This window comes from Streptomyces sp. NPDC058751, assembly GCF_042746485.1.
Taxonomy (GTDB): Bacteria; Actinomycetota; Actinomycetes; order Streptomycetales; family Streptomycetaceae; genus Streptomyces.
The window spans coordinates 30698-51784 of record NZ_JBHYPZ010000056.1; the positions used below are offsets into that span (position 1 = coordinate 30698).

At 70.7% G+C, this 21087-nt stretch carries 19 protein-coding genes; 12 read left to right on the forward strand and 7 right to left on the reverse strand.

What is annotated here, in order from left to right; all coding sequences use genetic code 11:
• Positions 1 to 185 precede the first annotated feature (185 nt).
• Positions 186 to 1415: a DUF349 domain-containing protein gene (locus ACFW6B_RS36145; RefSeq protein WP_386603127.1), complete on the reverse strand. Its 1230-nt coding sequence runs from the start codon at positions 1413 to 1415 to the stop codon at positions 186 to 188.
• Positions 1416 to 1550: 135 nt separating this feature from the next.
• Positions 1551 to 2372, reverse strand: a complete 822-nt coding sequence (locus tag ACFW6B_RS36150) for a peptidylprolyl isomerase (RefSeq protein ID WP_386603129.1) — start codon at positions 2370 to 2372, stop codon at positions 1551 to 1553.
• 178 nt (positions 2373 to 2550) lie between these two features.
• On the opposite strand from ACFW6B_RS36150, the gene ACFW6B_RS36155 reads away from it, so the two are divergent.
• A complete protein-coding gene (locus ACFW6B_RS36155) occupies positions 2551 to 3264 on the forward strand; it encodes an MBL fold metallo-hydrolase (protein WP_386603131.1) in 714 nt (237 codons plus the stop codon).
• Between the two features lie 10 nt (positions 3265 to 3274).
• Entirely contained in the window at positions 3275 to 4537 is a 1263-nt protein-coding gene (hisS, locus tag ACFW6B_RS36160) for a histidine--tRNA ligase (protein ID WP_386603134.1), read from the forward strand.
• 157 nt (positions 4538 to 4694) lie between these two features.
• Here hisS and ACFW6B_RS36165 read toward each other — a convergent pair whose 3' ends face one another.
• The 4 genes from ACFW6B_RS36165 to ACFW6B_RS36180 are packed head-to-tail and all read right to left on the reverse strand — an operon-like array spanning position 4695 to position 8267.
• Positions 4695 to 5321 (reverse strand): response regulator, encoded by a 627-nt coding sequence (locus ACFW6B_RS36165; protein WP_386603136.1) that lies wholly within the window; start codon positions 5319 to 5321, stop codon positions 4695 to 4697.
• Positions 5318 to 6562, reverse strand: coding sequence for a sensor histidine kinase (locus tag ACFW6B_RS36170; RefSeq protein ID WP_386603139.1), 1245 nt, complete (start codon positions 6560 to 6562; stop codon positions 5318 to 5320). The genes ACFW6B_RS36165 and ACFW6B_RS36170 overlap by 4 nt, the downstream gene beginning before the upstream one ends.
• Positions 6559 to 7404: an ABC transporter permease gene (locus ACFW6B_RS36175; protein ID WP_386603141.1), complete on the reverse strand. Its 846-nt coding sequence runs from the start codon at positions 7402 to 7404 to the stop codon at positions 6559 to 6561. The genes ACFW6B_RS36170 and ACFW6B_RS36175 overlap by 4 nt, the downstream gene beginning before the upstream one ends.
• Positions 7401 to 8267 carry an ABC transporter ATP-binding protein gene (locus ACFW6B_RS36180; RefSeq protein WP_386603143.1) on the reverse strand — a complete coding sequence of 289 codons (867 nt, stop codon included), beginning with the start codon at positions 8265 to 8267 and terminating at the stop codon, positions 7401 to 7403. The genes ACFW6B_RS36175 and ACFW6B_RS36180 overlap by 4 nt, the downstream gene beginning before the upstream one ends.
• Before the next feature lie 136 nt (positions 8268 to 8403).
• Between ACFW6B_RS36180 and ACFW6B_RS36185 the strand changes: the two genes are divergently transcribed.
• From ACFW6B_RS36185 to rpsD, 3 genes are all read left to right on the forward strand, one after another.
• Complete coding sequence (locus ACFW6B_RS36185; protein WP_386603145.1) at positions 8404 to 9048, forward strand: vitamin K epoxide reductase family protein; 645 nt, start codon at positions 8404 to 8406, stop codon at positions 9046 to 9048.
• A gap of 44 nt (positions 9049 to 9092) precedes the next feature.
• Positions 9093 to 10448: a replication-associated recombination protein A gene (locus ACFW6B_RS36190; protein WP_386603147.1), complete on the forward strand. Its 1356-nt coding sequence runs from the start codon at positions 9093 to 9095 to the stop codon at positions 10446 to 10448.
• A 321-nt stretch (positions 10449 to 10769) separates the two neighbouring features.
• On the forward strand, positions 10770 to 11384 hold the full coding sequence (gene rpsD / locus ACFW6B_RS36195; RefSeq protein WP_386603149.1) for a 30S ribosomal protein S4: 615 nt from the start codon (positions 10770 to 10772) through the stop codon (positions 11382 to 11384).
• A 39-nt stretch (positions 11385 to 11423) separates the two neighbouring features.
• Here the strand turns inward: rpsD and ACFW6B_RS36200 are convergent, their stop codons facing one another.
• Positions 11424 to 13592: an ATP-binding protein gene (locus ACFW6B_RS36200; RefSeq protein ID WP_386603151.1), complete on the reverse strand. Its 2169-nt coding sequence runs from the start codon at positions 13590 to 13592 to the stop codon at positions 11424 to 11426.
• A 176-nt stretch (positions 13593 to 13768) separates the two neighbouring features.
• Between ACFW6B_RS36200 and ACFW6B_RS36205 the strand changes: the two genes are divergently transcribed.
• The 7 genes from ACFW6B_RS36205 to ACFW6B_RS36235 all read left to right on the forward strand — a co-directional run bounded on the left by ACFW6B_RS36205 (position 13769) and on the right by ACFW6B_RS36235 (position 20902).
• Positions 13769 to 14203 carry a DUF948 domain-containing protein gene (locus ACFW6B_RS36205; RefSeq protein ID WP_037621162.1) on the forward strand — a complete coding sequence of 145 codons (435 nt, stop codon included), beginning with the start codon at positions 13769 to 13771 and terminating at the stop codon, positions 14201 to 14203.
• Positions 14204 to 14210: 7 nt separating this feature from the next.
• Entirely contained in the window at positions 14211 to 14564 is a 354-nt protein-coding gene (locus tag ACFW6B_RS36210; protein ID WP_386603154.1) for a DUF6167 family protein, read from the forward strand.
• Complete coding sequence (alaS, locus tag ACFW6B_RS36215) at positions 14564 to 17236, forward strand: alanine--tRNA ligase (protein WP_386603156.1); 2673 nt, start codon at positions 14564 to 14566, stop codon at positions 17234 to 17236. The genes ACFW6B_RS36210 and alaS overlap by 1 nt, the downstream gene beginning before the upstream one ends.
• A gap of 11 nt (positions 17237 to 17247) precedes the next feature.
• The gene (ruvX, locus tag ACFW6B_RS36220) at positions 17248 to 17712 is read left to right on the forward strand and encodes a Holliday junction resolvase RuvX (protein ID WP_386603158.1); all 465 of its coding nucleotides are present in this window, start codon (positions 17248 to 17250) and stop codon (positions 17710 to 17712) included.
• Between the two features lie 122 nt (positions 17713 to 17834).
• Complete coding sequence (mltG, locus tag ACFW6B_RS36225; RefSeq protein WP_386603160.1) at positions 17835 to 19637, forward strand: endolytic transglycosylase MltG; 1803 nt, start codon at positions 17835 to 17837, stop codon at positions 19635 to 19637.
• A complete protein-coding gene (locus ACFW6B_RS36230; protein ID WP_386603163.1) occupies positions 19618 to 20457 on the forward strand; it encodes a shikimate dehydrogenase in 840 nt (279 codons plus the stop codon). The genes mltG and ACFW6B_RS36230 overlap by 20 nt, the downstream gene beginning before the upstream one ends.
• Before the next feature lie 52 nt (positions 20458 to 20509).
• Positions 20510 to 20902 carry a hypothetical protein gene (locus tag ACFW6B_RS36235; protein ID WP_386603165.1) on the forward strand — a complete coding sequence of 131 codons (393 nt, stop codon included), beginning with the start codon at positions 20510 to 20512 and terminating at the stop codon, positions 20900 to 20902.
• Positions 20903 to 21087 lie beyond the last annotated feature (185 nt).

Genomic DNA, 21087 nt, shown 5'->3' on the forward strand with positions numbered 1-21087 from the left:
TGCTTGTTTGCTGTGGGGGGCGCTGCGGGAGACTCGTCGTGTAACGTCGCCAACTCGCCCCCCCCCCCCTCCGCGGCCTGCCCCCGCCGCGACCCCCCGCCCCGGCGCGGGGCGCACGCCGGACCTACGTGAAGGGGCTCCCGTACGGTGCGTACGGGAGCCCCTTCACGTGCGTGCGGCCGAGATCAGCCGCCGAACTCCTGAAGACCCTTCAGCGCCTGGTCGAGGAGCGCCTGACGGCCGTCCAGCTCCTTCTGGAGCTTGTCCGCCTTCGCGGTGTTGCCCGCGGAGCGCGCCGCCTCGATCTGGCCCTGGAGCTTGTCCACGGCGGCCTGGAGCTGACCGGTCAGACCCTCGGCACGCGCGCGTGCCTCCGGGTTCGTCCGGCGCCACTCGGTCTCCTCGGACTCCTGGAGGGCCCGCTCCACCGCGTGCATCCGGCCCTCGACCTTCGGGCGGGCGTCGCGCGGCACGTGACCGATGGCCTCCCAGCGCTCGTTGATGGAGCGGAAGGCCGCACGGGCCGCCTTCAGGTCCTGCACCGGGACGAGCTTCTCGGCCTCCTCGGCCAGCTCCTCCTTGAGCTTGAGGTTCTCCGTCTGCTCCGCGTCGCGCTCGGCGAAGACCGAGCTGCGCGCCGCGAAGAACACGTCCTGGGCGCCGCGGAAGCGGTTCCACAGGTCGTCCTCGTGCTCGCGCTGGGCGCGGCCCGCGGCCTTCCAGTCCGCCATCAGCTCGCGGTAACGGGCCGCCGTCGGACCCCAGTCCGAGGAGCCGGACAGCGACTCGGCCTCGGCGACCAGCTTCTCCTTGGTCTTGCGGGCCTCCTCGCGCTGCGCGTCCAGCGACGCGAAGTGCGCCTTGCGCCGCTTGGAGAACGCCGAGCGGGCGTGCGAGAAGCGGTGCCACAGCTCGTCGTCCGACTTGCGGTCGAGTCGCGGCAGCCCCTTCCAGGTGTCCACCAGCGCGCGCAGCCGCTCACCGGCCGCCCGCCACTGGTCGCTCTGCGCCAGCTCCTCGGCCTCGACGACCAGCGCCTCCTTGGCGTGCCGCGCCTCGTCGGACTGCTTGGCCCGCTGGACCTTGCGCTCCTCGCGGCGCGTGGCGACGGTCTCCACGAGCTTGTCGAGCCGCACCTTCAGCGCGTCCAGGTCACCGACCGCGTGGTGGGCGTCCACCTGTTCACGGATGTGATCGATGGCGGTCTGGGCGTCCTTCGCCGACAGGTCGGTGGTTTTCACCCGCTTCTCGAGGAGGCCGATCTCGACAACCAGGCCTTCATACTTGCGTTCGAAGTAGGCCAGTGCCTCATCAGGCGTCCCGGCCTGCCAGGAACCGACGACCTGCTCACCGTCGGCCGTACGCACGTACACGGTCCCCGTCTCGTCGACGCGGCCCCACGGGTCGCTGCTCACAGCGCCTCCTCCACATGATGCCTGTGGGGGGCTTCGGAGCCCCCTGGCATCGTCCACAGTTTCGTCACGGCCAACATAGGCGACCGGCGGGGCGGCTGTCCGCATCCCGCGCGACCGAAATTCTGCAGCTGACGGTCAGGATTTCGTCACGGTCAGCTTGTCGACGACGACCGTCGCGTTCGGCGCGCCGTCGCCCTGGCCCGTGTTCTCGCCGGCGCCCGCGATCTTCTTGAGCACCGTCATGCCGGACTTGGAAATAGTTCCGAACGGTGTGTAATTGGGCGGGAGCTGACTGTCCTGGTACACGAGGAAGAACTGGCTGCCGCCGGTGTGCGCCTGGCCGGTGTTGGCCATGGCGATCGTGCCCGCCGGGTACACGTTGTTCTTGAGCGTCTTGTCCTTCAGGTTCTCGTCCGGGATCGTGTAGCCGGGTCCGCCGCTGCCCTGGGCCGTCGGGTCACCGCACTGCAGGACGTAGATCCCGTTGGTGGTGAGCCGGTGGCACTTGGTGTGGTCGAAGTAACCCTTGCCGGCGAGGAAGGCGAACGAGTTCACCGTGTGCGGGGCGGCGGACGCCTTGAGGGCGATGTCTATGGCACCGCACGTCGTCGCCATCTTCATGGTGTAGGCGGCGGACTTGTCGATGGTGACCGCCGGCTCCTTCTTCCACGTGAGCGACTTCACCTTGCCCTCGGCGGGCTTCTCGCACGGATCGGGCGCCTTGCTCGTCGGCGCCGCGCTGGGCGTCACCTCGGAGCCGGCGTTGGACTTCTTGCCGTCGCCCTCGAAGGCCCCGGTCGCGTACGACACCGCACCGCCCGCGACGACCACGCCGACGACCGCCGCGATCACCGCGTTGCGTGTCTGTGCCTTCCGTCGCGCGGATGTGCGGCGCTGCTGCTGTCGCAAGAACTTCTCCCGGGCGAGCTGACGCCGCCGCTGTTCCTGGCTGACCACCGGAGTTCTCCTCGTGCGTCTCGTACGTCGAGTGGGACGCGTGCGTCGCCTGAGCCGACCGCCTGCGTGTGCCCGTACCGTATATGGGTTACCTGAGGAATCGGCAGCGCCGGTAGGCTCTGATCCACAGCCACCCGCCCGTACGACACTCGCGCGTACGCCACCACGAAGGACGATCGTGCTCATTGCCGGGTTCCCCGCCGGGGCCTGGGGGACCAACTGTTACCTGGTCGCCCCCGCCGCGGGTGAGGAGTGCGTGATCATCGACCCGGGCCATCAGGCCGCCCAGGGAGTCGAGGACGCGCTCAAGAAGCATCGGCTCAAGCCCGTCGCGGTCATCCTCACCCACGGCCACATCGACCACGTCGCCTCGGTCGTCCCGGTGTGCGGGGCGCACGACGTCCCGGCCTGGATCCACCCCGAGGACCGGTTCATGATGAGTGACCCGGAGAAAGCGCTCGGACGGTCCATCGGAATGCCGCTGATGGGCGAGCTGACCGTGGGGGAGCCCGACGACGTGCGGACGCTGACCGACGGCGCCGAGCTGAAGCTGGCGGGCCTCGACCTCTCGGTCGCGCACGCCCCGGGCCATACGAAGGGGTCGGTGACGTTCCGGATGCCCGAGAACGCGGACGTCCCGTCCGTGTTCTTCTCCGGGGATCTGCTCTTCGCCGGCTCCATCGGACGCACCGACCTGCCGGGCGGCGACATGGACGAGATGCTCGACTCGCTGGGCCGTGTGTGCCTGCCGCTCGACGACTCGACCGTGGTGCTGTCCGGCCACGGCCCCCAGACGACCATCGGCCAGGAACGCGCCACCAACCCGTATCTGCGGCAGGTGGCGGCAGGCCTGGGAGCGGACCCGACCTCCGCTCCACGACGAGGAATGTGACCAGACTTCCGTGAGCACCTTCAGGGCCCCCAAGGGCACGTACGACCTCATTCCGCCGGACAGCGCCAAGTACCTCGCGGTGCGCGAGGCCATCGCGGCCCCGCTGCGCGACTCCGGCTACGGCTACGTCGAGACGCCCGGTTTCGAGAACGTCGAACTGTTCGCCCGCGGTGTCGGTGAGTCCACCGACATCGTGACCAAGGAGATGTACGCCTTCGAGACCAAGGGCGGCGACAGGCTGGCCCTGCGTCCCGAGGGCACCGCCTCCGTGCTGCGCGCGGCCCTGGAGGCCAACCTGCACAAGACGGGCAACCTCCCCGTCAAGCTCTGGTACTCCGGCTCGTACTACCGCTACGAGCGCCCCCAGAAGGGCCGTTACCGCCACTTCTCCCAGGTGGGCGCCGAGGCGATCGGAGCCGAGGACCCGGCGCTCGACGCCGAGCTGATCATCCTGGCGGACCAGGCGTACCGCTCGCTGGGCCTGCGGAACTTCCGCATCCTGCTGAACAGCCTGGGCGACAAGGAGTGCCGCCCCGTCTACCGGGCCGCGCTGCAGGACTTCCTGCGCGGCCTGGACCTCGACGAGGAGACGCTGCGCCGCGCGGAGATCAACCCGCTGCGCGTGCTCGACGACAAGCGCGAGGACGTCCAGAAGCAGCTGGGCGGGGCGCCGCTGCTGCGCGACTACCTGTGCGACGGCTGCAAGGCGTACCACGAGGAGGTGCGCGCACTGCTGGTGGACCAGGGCGTCGCCTTCGAGGACGACGGCAAGTTGGTGCGAGGTCTGGACTACTACACCCGCACGACCTTCGAGTTCGTCCACGACGGTTTGGGTTCCCAGTCCGCCGTGGGCGGCGGTGGCCGCTACGACGGGCTGTCGGAGATGATCGGCGGTCCGGCGCTCCCGTCCGTGGGCTGGGCGCTGGGCGTCGACCGCACGGTGCTGGCGCTGGAGGCGGAGGGCGTGGAGCTCGAACTCCCCGCGTCCACCAGCGTGTTCGCGGTGCCGCTCGGGGAGGAGGCCCGCCGGATCCTCTTCGGCGTGGTCACCGAACTGCGCAGGGCCGGTGTCGCCGCCGACTTCTCGTACGGCGCGAAGGGGCTCAAGGGCGCGATGAAGAACGCGAACCGCAGCGGGGCCCGCTTCACGGTCGTCGCCGGTGAGCGTGACCTCGCCGAGGGCGTCGTGCAGCTCAAGGACATGGAGTCCGGGGAGCAGACGGCGGTCGCCGTGAACGAGATCGTGGCCGAGCTGGAGTCCCGGCTCGGATGAGAGACGGGCCGGGCGGCGCAGCTGCCCGGCCCGCAGCCCCGCGTCGGCGGGGAGCAGGTGATCAGTTCGCTGACCTCGTCGTGCTACGCCGGAACACCCCCGCGGCAGCGGGGAGCGCCTGCGAACCGTCGTGTGCAACGAGAGATGGATCCGGGCGTCACGGATCCAGCAACCCGTACCGCAACGCAGTCGTGACAGCCGCCGTCCGGTCGTCGACCCCCAGCTTCCCGAAGGCCCGCAGCAGATGGGTCTTCACGGTGGACTCGCCGATGAACAGGCGGCGGCCGATCTCCGCGTTCGTGCAGCCCTCGGCCACCAGCCGCAGCACCGCGGTCTCCCGCTCGGACAGGCGGGGCCGCTCGGGCCTGCTGCGGAGCCGGTCGACCAGCCGGGCGGCGACCGACGGCGCCAGCACGGTCTCGCCGCGCGCCGCGGCCCTTACGGCGTCGGCGAGTTCGGTGCGCGGCAGGTCCTTCAGCAGATAGCCCGCGGCACCGGCCTCCACCGCCCGCAGGATGTCCCGGTCCGTCTCGTACGTCGTCAGCACGACGATCCGGCAGGGCAGTCCGGCCCGCGTCATCCGCGCGATCGCGTCGACGCCCCCGCCCTCGGGCATCCGCAGGTCCATGAGCACGATGTCCGGCCGGAGTTCGGCGGCCAGGGCCTCGGCGCGCGGCCCGCTGGAGGCGTCGGCGACCACCTCCAGATCGGGCTCGGCGCTGAGCATCGCGCGCAGCCCTTCGCGTACGACGGGATGGTCGTCGGCGAGGATGATCCGGATCACACGTCACTCCCGGGAACGGGCAGGCACACGGTGACGGTCGTCCCGTCGCCCGGGGCGCTGCGGACGAGAGCGGTGCCGCCCACCTCGGCGGCCCGGGCGCGCAGCCCCGCCAGACCGTACCCGGCGACCGGCGCGGCAGGGTCGAAACCGCGGCCGTCGTCGCGCACCGACAGCGCCAGCGAGTCGGCGGCGTACACGAGCCCGACCGTTACGGCCGGTGAACTCCCCGCGTGCTTACGGGCGTTGGCCAGCGCTTCCTGGCAGGAGCGGAGGATCACCACCTCGGGCCCGGCGGGCAGCGGGCGCACCGGGCCGGTCACGCTGATGCTCGCGTCGTGGCGGGCGGCCAGCCTCCGCAGCGCGTCGGGCAGCGTGGCGCCGTCCAGATCCGCGGGCGCCCCGCCGGCGACCAGGGCCCGTGCCTCGGCGAGGTTCTGCCGGGCCGTCTCGTCCATGAGCGCCAGATGGCGGCGGGCCTGCGGCAGATCGTGGTCGAGCTCGGCCTCGACGGCCTGGACCAGCATCAGGAGGCTGGTGAAACCCTGCGCGAGGGTGTCGTGGATCTCCCGGGAGAACCGTTCGCGCTCGGACAGCGCGCCGTGCACGGCCGAGAGCCGGGCGATCTCGTGGCGGCTGGCGTCCAGCTCGGTGATGAGTTCCGCCCGTTCGCGGCTCTGCTCCATGATGCGGATGATCCAGCTCCCCAGCGCCGCCGAGAAGACGAGCGTGACCACCGCGAAGACCGAGTTGAAGAACAGGGCCTGCCCCTCGGGCCGCCACAGCAGGGCCCAGCCCGCCACCGGCGCGATGTTGATGACGGCGGAGGCGGTCAGGGCCCGGCGCAGCCGCAGCGCGATGAAGCACTGCGGGATGAGCGCGAAGGTCATCAGCCGGGTCTCCCCGACCAGCACGCCGGGCGGCAGGAACAGCAGGACCGCGCCCGCGACGTAGCCGAGGGCGCGGCGCTCGTCGGGGACCTCGGCGGTGAGGACGGGCCGCCCGACCAGCAGGTACCAGGGGATCAGCAGCAGGAGCAGCCCGCCCGCCGCGAGCCGGACGCGCCACCCCGGGTGCGCCGTGCCGAGCACGAACACCAGGGTGGCCACCCACACGACGGCGAAGTACGCGTCCCAGAGCCGGAACGAGAGCTCCCAGGTGTTCGACGCACGGGCCCCGCCCGGCACCGGAGGGACACGGTCCGGTACCGGCGCCGGGGTGGGGCGTGCGTCCGGAGTCGTCATCCGTCGCGCCGGTTCTTCCAGCGGAAGGTCAGCAGACACAGCAGCAATCCTCCGACGCACCACGCCCCGAGCACCAGCGCGATCCGCCCGAACTCCCAGTCGCCCGCCTGCTCCAGGACCTTCGCGGAGTCGGGCAGGAACACCCCGCGCAGCCCCTGGCACATCCACTTGAGGGGGAACAGCGCCCCGATGTTCAGCATCCAGTCCGGGATGGTGTCGATGGCGATGTAGACGCCGGAGATGAACTGGAGGACGAGGAAGGGCAGGACGACCACCGACGTGGCGCTCTTGCCCGACTTCGGGACCGAACTGATCGCGATGCCGAGCAGTGCGCAGGCCGTGAGACCCAGGACGAAGATCCAGCCGAAGTCCGCCCACCTGCCCGGATCCGAGGGCAGGTCGACGTCGTACAGCGTGGTGCCGACGGTGAGCAGGACCGCCGTCTCCAGGGCGCCGGTCACCAGGACCAGCCATATCTTGCCGAAGAAGTACGCGGCCGGCGGCATCGGTGTGCCGCGCAGCCGGCGCAGCACCTTCTCGTCCCGCTCGATCGCGATCGAGATGCCGAGGGACTGGAAGCTGGTCGACATGATGCCCGCGGCCGTCATCGCGGGGACGTAGAGCTGGGAGGCGGTGACGCCCGCGCCCTTCACGTCGTTGCTGAAGATCGACGCGAACAGGAACAGGAAGACGACCGGGAAGGCGAAGGTGAACACCACCTGGTCGCGCTGCCGGAAGAACTGCCTGAGCTCCAGGCCCCCGCGGCGCAGTCCCAGCCCCCAGGCGCCGGGCAGTCGGCCGGACGCGTCCTTCGCGCCCCGCCGTACGTCGGTCGTGGTCATCGCGCGTCCTCCAGACCGGTCAGTCGCAGATAGACGTCCTCCAGGGTGGGGCGGCTCACCCGCAGTCCCGGGATCTCCCCGTCGAAGCGGCGGGTGAGCTCGGCGACCGTCTTCGTGGGCGTGTCCGTGCGCTCGCTGCGCGGGCCGCCGTCGGCCTCCGTCCATTCGACCGTGGCCTCGCCGCCGAACCGTTCGCGCAGCGCGGCCGGTTCGCCCTCGGCGACGATCCGGCCCCGCGCGACGACCGCCAGCCGGTTCGCGAGGGCCTCGGCCTCCTCCAGGTAGTGCGTGGTCAGCAGGATGGTCGTACCCTCGTCGGCCAGCCTGCGGACCAGCTCCCAGAACTGCCGGCGCGCCGCCGGGTCGAAGCCCGTGGTCGGCTCGTCCAGGAGCAGCAGCTCGGGCCCGCCGATCACCCCGAGGGCCACGTCGAGCCGCCGGCGCTGACCGCCAGAGAGCGACTTGATCCTGCTGCCCGCCTTCGCCTCCAGACCGACCAGGGCGATGACTTCCTCGGGGGCACGGGGATTCGGGTAATAACAGGAGAAATGACGTACCGTCTCGCCCACCGTCAACTCGGCGGGCGCGGATTCGTCCTGCCAGACGATTCCGACGCGTGAGCGCCACGCGCGCGTGGCCGTCGCCGGGTCCGAGCCGAGCACGGAGACCTCGCCCGCGTCCCGCCGGCGATTGCCCTGGAGGATCTCCACGGTGGTGCTCTTGCCCGCCCCGTTCGGCCCGAGCAGGCCGAACACCTCGCCCTGACGGATGCCCAGGTCGATACCGTCGACCGCGGTCACGTCCCCGTACTGCTTGCGCAGCCCCCGTACGTCCACCGCGAGCCGGTCCGAGTGTGTTGTCATGCCGACGAGCCTGTCCCCGAACCGAACCTTCCGGGGCGACCGTGCGTACCTTCTTATGTCCACCGAACGGTGGACAGCCGGCCGGGTGCGGCACAATGAGCCTGCCCGCAGGCCCCTTCGAAGCTACGGAAACGGCGTGATGAACAAGACGACAGTCAAGGACGTCCCGACCGATCAGGAACGCCCCGCCGCCGCCCCCGCGCGGACGGCCGGCGGCAGCCGCGCCTTCGCCGTGCTGCTGCTGATCACGGGTGCGGCCGGTCTCCTTGCCGCGTGGGTCATCACGATCGACAAGTTCAAGCTCCTGGAGGACCCGGGCTTCGTCCCGGGCTGCAGCCTGAACCCGGTGGTCTCCTGCGGCAACATCATGAAGAGCGAGCAGGCCTCGGTCTTCGGGTTCCCCAACCCGATGCTCGGCATGGTGGCCTACGGCATCGTGATCTGCGTCGGCATGAGCCTGCTCGCGCGGGCCACCTTCCCGCGCTGGTACTGGCTGACCTTCAACGCGGGCACGCTCTTCGGCGTCGCGTTCTGCACCTGGCTCCAGTTCCAGTCGCTGTACCGGATCAACTCGCTCTGCCTGTGGTGCAGCCTGGCCTGGGTCGCCACGATCATCATGTTCTGGTACGTGACCTCGTTCAACGTCCGCAACGGGTTCCTGCCCGCCCCGGGCTGGCTGAAGGGCTTCTTCGGCGAGTTCACCTGGGTCCTGCCGGCGCTGCACATCGGCATCATCGGCATGCTGATCCTGACCCGCTGGTGGGACTTCTGGACGAGCTGACCGGTCCGGGGGGACTGTCGGTGGCGTGACATAGGGTTTCCGACGTGGAGCCCGATCTGTTCACCGCCGCCGCCGAAGAGCGCCAGGAAAAGGACCCGGCCGGCAGTCCCCTGGCCGTACGGATGCGTCCGCGCACCCTCGACGAGGTCGCGGGGCAGCAGCACCTGCTGAAGCCGGGCTCGCCCCTGCGTAGACTCGTCGCCGAGGCCGACGGCGGCCCGGCCGGACCGTCCTCGGTGATCCTCTGGGGCCCGCCCGGCACCGGAAAGACCACCCTCGCGTACGTCGTCTCCAAGGCCACCGACAAGCGCTTCGTGGAACTCTCCGCGATCACCGCGGGCGTCAAGGAGGTGCGCGCGGTCATCGACGGCGCCCGCCGTGCCGCCGGCGGCTTCGGCAAGGAGACCGTCCTCTTCCTGGACGAGATCCACCGCTTCAGCAAGGCCCAGCAGGACTCCCTGCTCCCGGCGGTGGAGAACCGCTGGGTGACCCTGATCGCCGCGACCACCGAGAACCCGTACTTCTCGGTGATCTCGCCGCTGCTCTCCCGCTCCCTCCTGCTGACCCTCGAACCGCTCACCGACGACGGTCTGCGCGGCCTGCTGCGCCGGGCGCTCACCTCGGAGCGCGGCCTCAAGGGGTCCGTGACCCTTCCCGAGGACACCGAGGACCACCTGCTGCGGATCGCCGGCGGCGACGCCCGCCGCGCCCTGACCGCCCTGGAGGCCGCGGCCGGCGCGGCGCTCGACAAGGGCGAGCCGGAGATCACCCTCCAGACGCTGGAGGCGACGGTCGACCGCGCCGCCGTGAAGTACGACCGCGACGGCGACCAGCACTACGACGTGGCGAGCGCGCTCATCAAGTCCATCCGCGGCTCCGACGTGGACGCCGCCCTGCACTACCTGGCCCGGATGATCGAGGCGGGCGAGGACCCCCGCTTCATCGCCCGGCGCCTGATGATCTCCGCCAGCGAGGACATCGGCCTCGCCGACCCGAACGCGCTGCCCATAGCCGTGGCGGCCGCCCAGGCCGTCGCGATGATCGGCTTCCCCGAGGCCGCGCTCACCCTCAGCCACGCCACCATCGCCCTCGCGCTGGCCCCGAAGTCCAACGCCGCGACCACGGCCATCGGCGCCGCCCTGGAGGACGTGCGCAAGGGGCACGCGGGTCCGGTGCCGGCCCATCTGCGCGACGGGCACTACAAGGGCGCGGCCAAGCTCGGGCACGCCCGGGGGTACGTGTACCCGCACGACCTGCCCGAAGGCATCGCGGCCCAGCAGTACGCGCCCGACGGGCTCACGGACCGGCGGTACTACGCGCCGACCCGGCACGGCGCCGAGGCGCGGTACGCCGACGCGGTGGAGTGGACCAGGAAACACCTCGGTGGAGGGCGTACCTGAGCACCCTGTAGCATGGCTCGGAGCGCTGCGTCCCGTGTCCGGCTCCGGTCGGCATCACCCAACGGGACATCCAGCCGGAGCCTTACGCCGTACTCGTACGACGAGGGGATCCAGGAGCGTCGCGCACCGTCGATGGTGTCGCGGGCCGCCCACCACCGTCTCGATTTCGGGAACGGTCGGTGGGCTACTCGTGTGCTGCACATTGTGCCCAGACCAGGGAGCGGCTGCCCGGCAGGTCCGTCAGGGCCCGCAGGGTTTCCCAGGCTGCGGATGCGACCTCCTTTAACCCGGGTGAGCCGGAAATTCAGGAAAGAGATAGAAGTGGCGAATCAGTCCCGCCCCAAGGTCAAGAAGTCGCGTGCGCTCGGTATCGCGCTGACCCCGAAGGCCGTCAAGTACTTCGAGGCCCGCCCCTACCCGCCGGGCGAGCACGGCCGTGGCCGCAAGCAGAACTCGGACTACAAGGTCCGTCTGCTCGAGAAGCAGCGTCTGCGCGCGCAGTACGACGTGTCCGAGCGCCAGCTCGTCCGCGCCTACGAGCGTGCCTCCAAGGTCCAGGGCAAGACCGGTGAGGCCCTGATCATCGAGCTGGAGCGTCGTCTCGACGCGCTGGTCCTGCGTTCGGGCATCGCCCGCACGATCTACCAGGCCCGCCAGATGGTCGTTCACGGCCACATCGAGGTCAACGGCCAGAAGGTCGACAAGCCCTCGTTCCGCGTCCGTCCCGACGACGTCGTGATGGTCCGCGAGCGCAGCCGCGGCAAGACGCTGTTCGAGGTCGCCCGTGCCGGTGGCTTCGCCCCCGACGGTGAGACCCCGCGCTACCTCCAGGTGAACCTCGCCGCCCTGGCCTTCCGCCTGGACCGCGAGCCGAACCGCAAGGAGATCCCGGTGATCTGCGACGAGCAGCTCGTCGTCGAGTACTACGCCCGCTGATCTTCCTTCAGCGGACGCGGTACCACCTGCGCGTCAGCGTCAGCCCGTCGTCTCCCCGCCCTTCGAGGTGGGCGAGACGGCGGGCTTTCGCCTGTCCGGAGGCAGCCGGCGCGGCGACGGCACCGCCCCGAGCGGTGGCACCCCGGCGCCGCCCAGTGCCCGGGCGACCGCCGCCTCCTGCCCGAGCCGCTCTCCCGCCCGTACGCACTCCTCGTACCGCGCGTCGCCCAGCTCCTGCCGGGCGAGGGCCGCACAGCGCTCGTGCGGCGCGTTGTAGTACGCCGAGCCGAACAGCGGCAGGCCCACCGACGGCCACATCCGCGACGCCGCCCCCTGGAGCACCGCCGCCTCGGCCGCGTCGCCCTCCACCACCGTGACCAGGGCCAGCAGCTCGACCGCGAGAACGGTGCCGAGGAGATCGTGGAAGCCGTGCGCGATGCCGAGGCCCTGTTCCAGCAGAGCGCGCGCCCGCGCCTGATCGCCCTCGGTCTGGGCCTGGTAGGCGAGGACGTACAGCGCGTACGCCAGCGCCCAGCGCTCCCCGTGGTCCTCGCACACCCCCCGGACGTCCTCGCACAGTCCCACCGCGCCGGGCATGTCGCCCTGGAAGGCGAGCGCCATCGCCAGTTCGACCTGGCCCATGAGCACGTTGCTGTTGAGCTCGCCGATCTCGTGGTAGCGGTCCAGCGCCGAGCGCAGCAGCTCCTCGGCGCGCGCCATGTCGTCGGTGACCAGGGCCAGACAGCCGGTGCGGTGCTCGGCGTAGGCGACCGCGACGGCGTTCCCGCAGCGCTCCGCCTCTTCGCGGCACTCCTGGAGCGCGGACAGCGCGGGCACCGGGTCCCCCTGGAGGACGGCCACGTAGCCGAGCACCCACAGCGCCTTCAGCCGCGACTGGTCGCGGTCGCCGTCCAGCTCGACACTGCGCTCCAGCCAGTGCCGGCCCTCGGACAGCCGGCCGCAGCCGACCCAGTAGAACCACAGGGCGCCCGCCAGGTACTGGCCCAGATGCGCCTCGCCGGGCTCGCCGAGCGAGTACTCCAGCGCGCAGCGCAGGTTCGGCAGTTCCGTCTCGACGCGGACCGCCACCTCGGCCTGCCGCGGCGAGAACCAGTCCAGCTCGCACCAGGTGACCAGGCCCATGTACCAGTCGCGGTGGCGGCGCCGCAGCCGCTCCGCGTCGCCCGTCGCCGTCAGCCAGTGCGCACCGTAGGCCCGGACCGTGTCCAGCATCCGGTAGCGCACACCGGCGGCGGTCTCCTCGCGCGAGAGCACCGACTGCGCGAGCAGTTCGCCGAGCACGTCGAGGACGTCGTCGGCGTGCAGTCCGTCCCCGCTGCACACGTATTCGGCGGCCTCCAGGTCGAACTGCCCCGCGAACACCGAAAGGCGCGCCCACAGCAGCCGTTCTCCCGGTGTGCACAGCTCGTGGCTCCAGCCGATCGCCGTCCGCAGCGTCCGGTGCCGGGGCGCCGCGTCGCGCGCACCGCCGGTCAGCAGCCGGAACCGGTCCTCCAGCCGGGCGAGGAGCTGCGCGGGGGAGAGGGCGCCGACGCGCCCCGCCGCCAGCTCCAGCGCCAGCGGGATCCCGTCCAGCCGGCGGCACAGATCCCGGACGTCGGATCCGTTGCCCTCGTCCAGCGCGAAGCCGGGCACCCGGGCCGCCGCCCGGTCCGCGAACAGCTCCACCGCCTCCGCCGCGGCCAGCGGAGCCAGCGGGAACACCCGCTCGCCCGCGATGTCCAGCGGTCTGCGGCCCACGGCCAGCACCCGCAGCCCGGGCGCCCGCCGCAGCAACTCGCCCACCAGCGGGGCGCTCACGTCCACCAGGTGCTCGAAACCGTCCAGGACCAGCAGGAGCCGGAGCCCGGCGAGGTGGTCGAGCAGCACCCGGCGCGGCGGCTTCGCCGTGTGGTCGGTCAGGCCGAGGGCCTCGGCGACGGCGTACTCGACGAGTTCCGGGTCGTGCACCGCGGACAGGTCCACGTGCCACACCCCGTCGCGCGGGTTTCTCCCCGCCGCCGCGTGCGTGGCGAACCGTGTCTTGCCGACGCCCCCCATGCCGGTCACGGTGACCAGGCGGGCCGCCTCCAGTGCCTCGGCCAGCAGCTCGAGCTCGGCGGAACGCCCCACGAACGCGTCGAGCTCCAGGGGCAGATTGCCGGGTGCGGCGGAACCGGAGCGCGGGGCGGGGTGAGAACGCTGCATGGGATACGGAGCGTACTGAGTCATGAGCACTCCGTACAATCGGTTCGCGCAACTCCGTGCTCCGGGGCGGATTAATGCGGTACGGAGCCCCGGCCCCGGCGCGATAGGCTCGGGTGACGACTTTTCGATGTTCAGGCACACAGGCCGTTCAGGCGCAGACAGGGAGCGGGTGCACAGTGTCCGGTGGTGAGGTGGCCGGGATCCTGGTGGCCGTCTTCTGGGCGATCCTGGTCTCCTTCCTCGCCGTCGCGCTGGTGAGGCTGGCCCAGACGCTCAGGGCGACCACCAAGCTCGTCGCGGACGTGACCGAGCAGGCCGTCCCGCTCCTGGCCGACGCCTCGGCGGCGGTGCGCTCCGCGCAGACGCAGATCGACCGGGTCGACGCCATCGCGTCGGACGTCCAGGAGGTCACCTCGAACGCCTCGGCGCTGTCGACGACCGTCGCCTCCACGTTCGGCGGCCCGCTGGTCAAGGTCGCGGCGTTCGGGTACGGCGTGCGCCGGGCCATCGGAGGCCGTCGTGAGAATGTGCCCGACAAAGCGTCCCGGCGTACCGTGATCGTGGGCCGCACCGTCCCGTCCGCGCGGCGGGGAAAGCGGAAGAAGGACTGACGCAGCGATGTTCCGCCGTACGTTCTGGTTCACCGCGGGCGCAGCCGCGGGTGTATGGGCCACCACCAAGGTCAACCGCAAGCTCAGGCAGCTGACCCCCGAGAGCCTCGCGGCGCAGGCCGCGAACAAGGCGATCGACGCGGGTCACCGGCTCAAGGAGTTCGCGCTCGACGTCCGCGACGGGATGGTCCAGCGCGAGGCCGAACTCGGCGAGGTGCTCGGCCTGAACGGGCACCCGGACCCCGAACTGCCCACGCAACGCCGCATCCGCGAGATCGACGGCGGGCAGTCCGGCGACAACAAGCAGATCAAGTACATCGACAACACGACGTACTCGTACAACCGGAATGAGGACCACTGATGGAGTCGGCTGAAATCCGCCGCCGCTGGTTGAGCTTCTACGAGGAGCGCGGTCACACCGTCGTCCCTTCGGCGTCGCTCATCGCGGACGACCCGACTCTGCTCCTGGTCCCCGCCGGCATGGTCCCCTTCAAGCCGTACTTCCTCGGTGAGGTCAAGGCTCCCTGGGCCCGCGCCACCAGCGTGCAGAAGTGCGTGCGCACGCCCGACATCGAAGAGGTCGGCAAGACCACGCGCCACGGCACGTTCTTCCAGATGTGCGGCAACTTCTCCTTCGGCGACTACTTCAAGGAAGGGGCCATCACCTACGCCTGGGAGCTGCTCACCTCGCCCCAGGACAAGGGTGGTTACGGTCTCGACCCCGAGCGTCTGTGGATCACGGTCTACCTCGACGACGACGAGGCCGAGACCATCTGGCGCGACAAGATCGGCGTCCCGGCCGAGCGCATCCAGCGCCTGGGCAAGAAGGACAACTACTGGTCCATGGGCGTCCCGGGTCCCTGCGGCCCGTGCTCCGAGATCAACTACGACCGCGGCCCCGAGTTCGGCGTCGAGGGCGGCCCGGCCGTCAACGACGAGCGGTACGTGGAGATCTGGAACCTGGTCTTCATGCAGTACGAGCGCGGCGAGGGCACCTCGAAGGACGACTTCGAGATCCTCGGCGAGCTGCCCAGCAAGAACATCGACACCGGCCTCGGCCTCGAGCGCCTCGCCATGATTCTGCAGGGCGTGCAGAACATGTACGAGATCGACACCTCCATGGCCGTCATCAAGAAGGCCACCGAGCTGACGGGTGTCGAGTACGGCGCCGCCAAGGCGTCCGACGTGTCGCTGCGCGTGGTCACCGACCACATGCGCACCTCCGTGATGCTCATCGGCGACGGCGTGAGCCCCGGCAACGAGGGCCGCGGCTACGTGCTGCGCCGCATCATGCGCCGCGCCATCCGCAACATGCGCCTCCTCGGTGCCACCGGACCGGTCGTCAAGGACCTCATCGACGTCGTGATCGGCATGATGGGCCAGCAGTACCCGGACCTGGTCACCGACCGGCAGCGGATCGAGACCGTGGCCCTCGCCGAGGAGGCCGCCTTCCTCAAGACGCTGAAGGCCGGCACGAACATCCTCGACACGGCCATCACGGACACCAAGTCGTCCGGCGGCACGGTCCTGGCCGGCGACAAGGCGTTCCTGCTCCACGACACGTGGGGCTTCCCGATCGACCTCACCCTCGAAATGGCCGCCGAGCAGGGCCTGTCGGTGGACGAGGACGGCTTCCGCCGCCTGATGAAGGAGCAGCGGGACAAGGCCAAGGCCGACGCCCGCGCCAAGAAGTCCGGCCACGCCGACCTCGGCGCCTACCGCCAGATCGCCGACGCCTCCGGTGAGACCGACTTCGTCGGCTACGACGGCACCGAGGCCGAGTCGACGATCGTGGGCATCCTCGTCGACGGTGTCTCCTCCCCGGCCGCCACCGAGGGCGACGAGGTCGAGATCGTCCTCGACCGCACCCCGTTCTACGCCGAGGGCGGCGGCCAGATCGGTGACACCGGCCGCATCCGGGTCGACTCCGGCGCGATCATCGAGATCCGCGACTGCCAGAAGCCCGTCCCCGGTGTGTACGTCCACAAGGGCGTCGTCCAGGTCGGCGAGGCCACCGTCGGCGCCAAGGCCCAGGCCGTCATCGACGTACGCCGTCGCAAGGCCATCGCCCGCGCCCACTCGGCCACGCACCTCACGCACCAGGCGCTGCGCGACGCCCTCGGCCCGACGGCCGCCCAGGCCGGTTCCGAGAACCAGCCCGGCCGTTTCCGCTTCGACTTCGGCTCCCCGTCCGCCGTGCCGACGGCCGTGATGACGGACGTCGAGCAGCAGATCAACGAGGTGCTCGCCCGCGACCTGGACGTGCAGGCCGAGGTCATGAGCATCGACGAGGCCAAGAAGCAGGGCGCCATCGCCGAGTTCGGCGAGAAGTACGGCGAGCGCGTCCGCGTCGTGACCATCGGCGACTTCTCCAAGGAGCTGTGCGGTGGCACGCACGTGCACAACACCGCCCAGCTCGGTCTGGTGAAGCTGCTCGGCGAGTCCTCCATCGGTTCCGGGGTGCGGCGCATCGAGGCCCTGGTGGGCGTGGACGCGTACAACTTCCTGGCCCGTGAGCACACGGTCGTCGCCCAGCTCCAGGAGCTGGTCAAGGGCCGCCCCGAGGAGCTTCCGGAGAAGGTCTCCGCCATGCTCGGCAAGCTGAAGGACGCCGAGAAGGAGATCGAGAGGTTCCGCGCGGAGAAGGTCCTGCAGGCCGCCGCCGGTCTCGTCGAGTCGGCCCAGGACGTCAACGGCGTGGCCCTGGTCACCGGGCAGGTCCCGGACGGCACGGGCGCCGACGACCTGCGCAAGCTGGTCCTCGACGTGCGCGGCCGCATCCAGGGCGGACGGGCCGCCGTGGTGGCCCTGTTCACGGTCGTGGGCGGCAAGCCGCTGACGGTCATCGCCACCAACGAGGCCGCCCGCGAGCGCGGTCTGAAGGCCGGCGAGCTGGTCCGCGGTGCCGCGAAGACCCTCGGCGGCGGCGGTGGCGGCAAGCCGGACGTCGCCCAGGGCGGCGGCCAGAACCCGGCCGCCGTCGGCGAGGCCATCGACGTGGTCCAGCGCCTCGTCGCCGAGACGGCCAAGTAAGGGCCGCGGACATGCGCAGAGGACGTCGGCTCGCGATCGACGTCGGGGACGCCCGGATCGGGGTCGCCTCGTGCGACCCCGACGGGATCCTCGCGACGCCGGTGGAGACGGTTCCGGGACGTGACGTCCCGGCCGCCCACCGCCGGCTGCGGCAGCTCGTCGAGGAGTACGAGCCGATCGAGGTCGTCGTCGGTCTCCCCCGCTCCCTCAAGGGGGGCGAGGGCCCGGCCGCGGCCAAGGTCCGTGCCTTCGCCCAGGAGCTCGCGGAAGGGATCGCTCCTGTTCCGGTACGGCTCGTGGATGAGAGGATGACCACGGTCACGGCCGGCCAGGGCCTGCGTGCCGCGGGTGTGAGAACGAAGAAGGGCCGGTCGGTGATCGACCAGGCAGCGGCCGTGATCATCCTGCAGCAGGCACTGGAATCCGAACGGGTGTCAGGCAAGTCGCCCGGAGAGGGCGTCGAAGTGGTCATGTGATCGCGATACGGTAACGTTCCGCCCGATGCGATGGGTTCGAACAGCCGTCGCACAGTAAAGAGGCGGACGGGAGCCGGTCCATGGGAGCCGGCCGCTGCCGGCTCGCGGCTCGTAGGGGATCGATGACTGAGTATGGCCGGGGCCATGGCTCCGAACCGTGGCATCCGGAGGACCCGTCGTACGGGGACGGCGGATGGGGCGGACAGGCCGCCGACGGCCAGTCCGCCTACGACGGCGGCCAGCCGCAGCACTATCCGCAGCAGCAGGGCGACTGGGGCCAGGGGCAGCAGTACCAGGGGCAGCAGCAGTACCCGGGCCAGGGCCAGCAGTACCCCGGACAGGGCCAGCCTCAGTACGACACCCAGGGGCAGCAGTACCCCGTTCAGCAGCAGTACCCGGGCCAGGGCCAGCAGTACCCGGGGCAGGGTCAGCCGCAGTACGACGCCCAGGGGCAGCAGTACCCCGGCCAGGGCCAGCCGCAGTACCCCGGCCAGGGGCAGCAGCAGTACGCCGACGGCGGCGCCGGTGCGCAGTCCCAGGCGCCGTACGCGGCCGACCCCGTCGACCCCTACGCCGGCCAGTACACGGGTGAGCAGCCCGACCCCTACAACACCCCGGACGCCTATCCGCCGCCCGAGCCGCCGGCCCGGCGCCGCGCCGAGCCCGAACCCGAGCCGGACTGGGACCCGGGGCCGGACCAGGGCGAACACGCCTTCTTTTCCGGTGACGACGACGATGACGACGCCGCCGACGACACCGACGAGGACGAGGACCCGAAGAAGCGCCGGGGCCGCGGGGACCTCAAGGAGCGGCGGGGCGGCGGCAAGGAGCGCGGCGGCAAGGGCAAGAAGAGCCGCAACGGCCTCGCCTGTCTGGTGGTCGTCATGGTCTTCGGCGGCGGTCTCGCCGGAGCCGCGTATTTCGGGTACGACTACTACCAGAATCGTTTCGGCGCGGCCCCCGATTTCGCTGGTGAGGGTACGGGGCAAGTTCCCGTCGAGATCGGCAAGGGCGAGGGCGGCTATGTGATCGGCCAGAAGCTCAAGGCCGCCGGTGTCGTGAAGAGCGTGGACGCGTTCGTTTCCGCCCAGAACGACAATCCCAAGGGCAAGTCGATCCAGGCGGGCGCCTACATCCTGCGCAAGGAGATGTCGGCCAAGAGCGCCGTCGCGCTGATGCTCGACCCCAAGAGCCAGAACAACGTGACCGTTCCTCCCGGCTTCCGTAATTCCCAGGTGTACGAGGCGATCGACAAGAAGCTCGGACTCGCCAAGGGCACGACCAGCGCCGTCGCGAAGAAGAAGTACAAGACCTTCGGACTTCCGAGCTGGGCGAACAGCGACGAGGACATAAAGGACCCGCTGGAGGGTTTCCTCTACCCGCTGACGTATCCCGCCGCCAAGGGGATGAAGCCCGAGACCGTGCTGAAGAGCATGGTCGCGCAGGCCAACAAGAAGTACGCGGCGCTGGGGCTCGCGGCGAAGGCGAAGAGCCTCAACCTCGACAACCCCCTCCAGGTGGTCACGGTGGCGAGCCTGGTCCAGGCCGAGGGCAAGACGCACGACGACTACCGCAAGATGGCCGAGGTCGTCTACAACCGTCTGAAGAGCACCAACACCGAGACCAACCAGAAGCTGCAGTTCGACTCGAGCTTCAATTACCTGAAGGGCCAGAGCGAGATCAATATCGGCGAGTCCGAGATCAACAGCAATCCGGACCCGTACAACACGTATTACCACAGGGGTCTGCCGCCCGGTCCGATCGGCAATCCGGGCGACGACGCCTTCAGGGCGGTGTTCAACCCCACGAAGGACGGCTGGATGTACTTCGTGGCGACCGACGGCCGGAACAACACGGAATTCGCCAAGACGCTGGCCCAGTTCGAGAAACTCAAGGACAAGTTCAATGCCAGCTCCGGAAACTGACGCGCGCCGGGCGGCCGTGCTCGGTTCACCGATCGAGCACTCCCTCTCGCCGGTGCTGCACCGCGCCGCGTACCGGGAACTCGGCCTCGGCGAGTGGACGTACGACCGGTTCGAGGTCGACGAGGCGGCGCTGCCCGCTTTCGTCGAGGGCCTCGGACCGGAGTGGGCCGGGCTGTCGCTGACCATGCCGCTCAAGCGGGCCGTCATGCCGCTGCTCGACGAGATCAGCGAGACGGCCGCCTCCGTGGAGGCGGTCAACACCGTCGTGTTCACCGAGGACGGGCGGCGCGTCGGCGACAACACCGACATCCCCGGGATGGTCGCCGCGCTGCGCGAGCACGGCATCGAGCAGGTCGACTCGGCCGCGGTCCTCGGCGCCGGCGCCACCGCCTCCTCCGCGCTGGCCGCCCTCGCGCGGATCTGCACCGGTGAGGTCGTCGTGTACGTCCGCGGTCCGGAGCGGGCCGCCGAGATGCGGCAGTGGGGCGAGCGCCTCGGCATCGAGGTGCGCACCGCGGACTGGGCCGACGCCGAACAGGCGCTGCGGGCGCCGCTGGTGATCGCCACGACTCCGGCCGGTGCCACGGACGCGCTGGCGGCGGCCGTCCCCGGGCGCCCCACGACGCTCTTCGACGTGCTGTACGACCCCTGGCCGACCGACCTCGCGGCGCGCTGGTCCGCGTACGGCGGAGCCGTGGTCGGCGGCCTCGACCTGCTCGTGCACCAGGCGGTGTTCCAGGTGGAGAGGATGACCGGACGGCATCCGGCCCCCGTGGGCGCCATGAGAAAGGCCGGTGAGCGCGCGCTCGCCTCCCGATAAGATCCGCTGAGTTCCGCAGAGGGCGGAGCGCAGGGTGGGAGGGGTCAGGTACATGACCAACGAGTCCGCCGGGGTGCCGCTGGCGTCCGGCAAGGGCGAGATCTTCGAGCTCGTTCTGAAGTTCATGCCCGACTGGGTGCAGGTCACGGTGCTGGTGCTGATCGTGCTGGCCGTCGTCGGCTCGTGGATCGTCAAGATCAAGCGCAAGATCCAGTACCGGCGTGCCGTGCGGGCGGGGGTGCCCGTGCACGCCGCGGCGCAGTACGGGCAGGGGCGCGGCGCGGACTATCTGGGCGAGTACGCCCCGCAGCAGAACCAGCAGAACCAGCAGGGCGAGCAGGACGAGCTCCCGCGCACCCCGGCGCAGGCCGGGCCCAGCGGTGCCGACTTCCTCGGTGCCTACGCTCCGGGCCAGGGCCAGGGCCAGGGACAGCCGCAGGCGTAGGTGCGGGGCACGGGACGGGGCGCCCCGAGCCGTCCCGTCCGCGACCGGTCGTCCCGCCTGATGGACCTGCGGCCGGTTCCCGCGTCCGGACGTGGGAGGATCGGACACGGCGGGCCAGGGCCGCGCACCCGGTCGCGCCGTCGCCGTACGCGAGCACGCGTGTACGCAGCAGTACCAGGGCGCGA

Bases quoted from the DNA above. Each gene is read 5' to 3' on its own strand.
- ACFW6B_RS36170 (WP_386603139.1), bottom strand. From the start codon at position 6,562: ATGACGACTCCGGACGCACGCCCCACCCCGGCGCCGGTACCGGACCGT.
- ACFW6B_RS36175 (WP_386603141.1), bottom strand. From the start codon at position 7,404: ATGACCACGACCGACGTACGGCGGGGCGCGAAGGACGCGTCCGGCCGA.
- ACFW6B_RS36180 (WP_386603143.1), bottom strand. From the start codon at position 8,267: ATGACAACACACTCGGACCGGCTCGCGGTGGACGTACGGGGGCTGCGC.
- ACFW6B_RS36200 (WP_386603151.1), bottom strand. From the start codon at position 13,592: ATGCAGCGTTCTCACCCCGCCCCGCGCTCCGGTTCCGCCGCACCCGGC.
- ACFW6B_RS36210 (WP_386603154.1), top strand. From the start codon at position 14,211: ATGTTCCGCCGTACGTTCTGGTTCACCGCGGGCGCAGCCGCGGGTGTA.
- alaS (WP_386603156.1), top strand. From the start codon at position 14,564: ATGGAGTCGGCTGAAATCCGCCGCCGCTGGTTGAGCTTCTACGAGGAG.
- ruvX (WP_386603158.1), top strand. From the start codon at position 17,248: ATGCGCAGAGGACGTCGGCTCGCGATCGACGTCGGGGACGCCCGGATC.
- mltG (WP_386603160.1), top strand. From the start codon at position 17,835: ATGACTGAGTATGGCCGGGGCCATGGCTCCGAACCGTGGCATCCGGAG.
- ACFW6B_RS36230 (WP_386603163.1), top strand. From the start codon at position 19,618: ATGCCAGCTCCGGAAACTGACGCGCGCCGGGCGGCCGTGCTCGGTTCA.
- ACFW6B_RS36235 (WP_386603165.1), top strand. From the start codon at position 20,510: ATGACCAACGAGTCCGCCGGGGTGCCGCTGGCGTCCGGCAAGGGCGAG.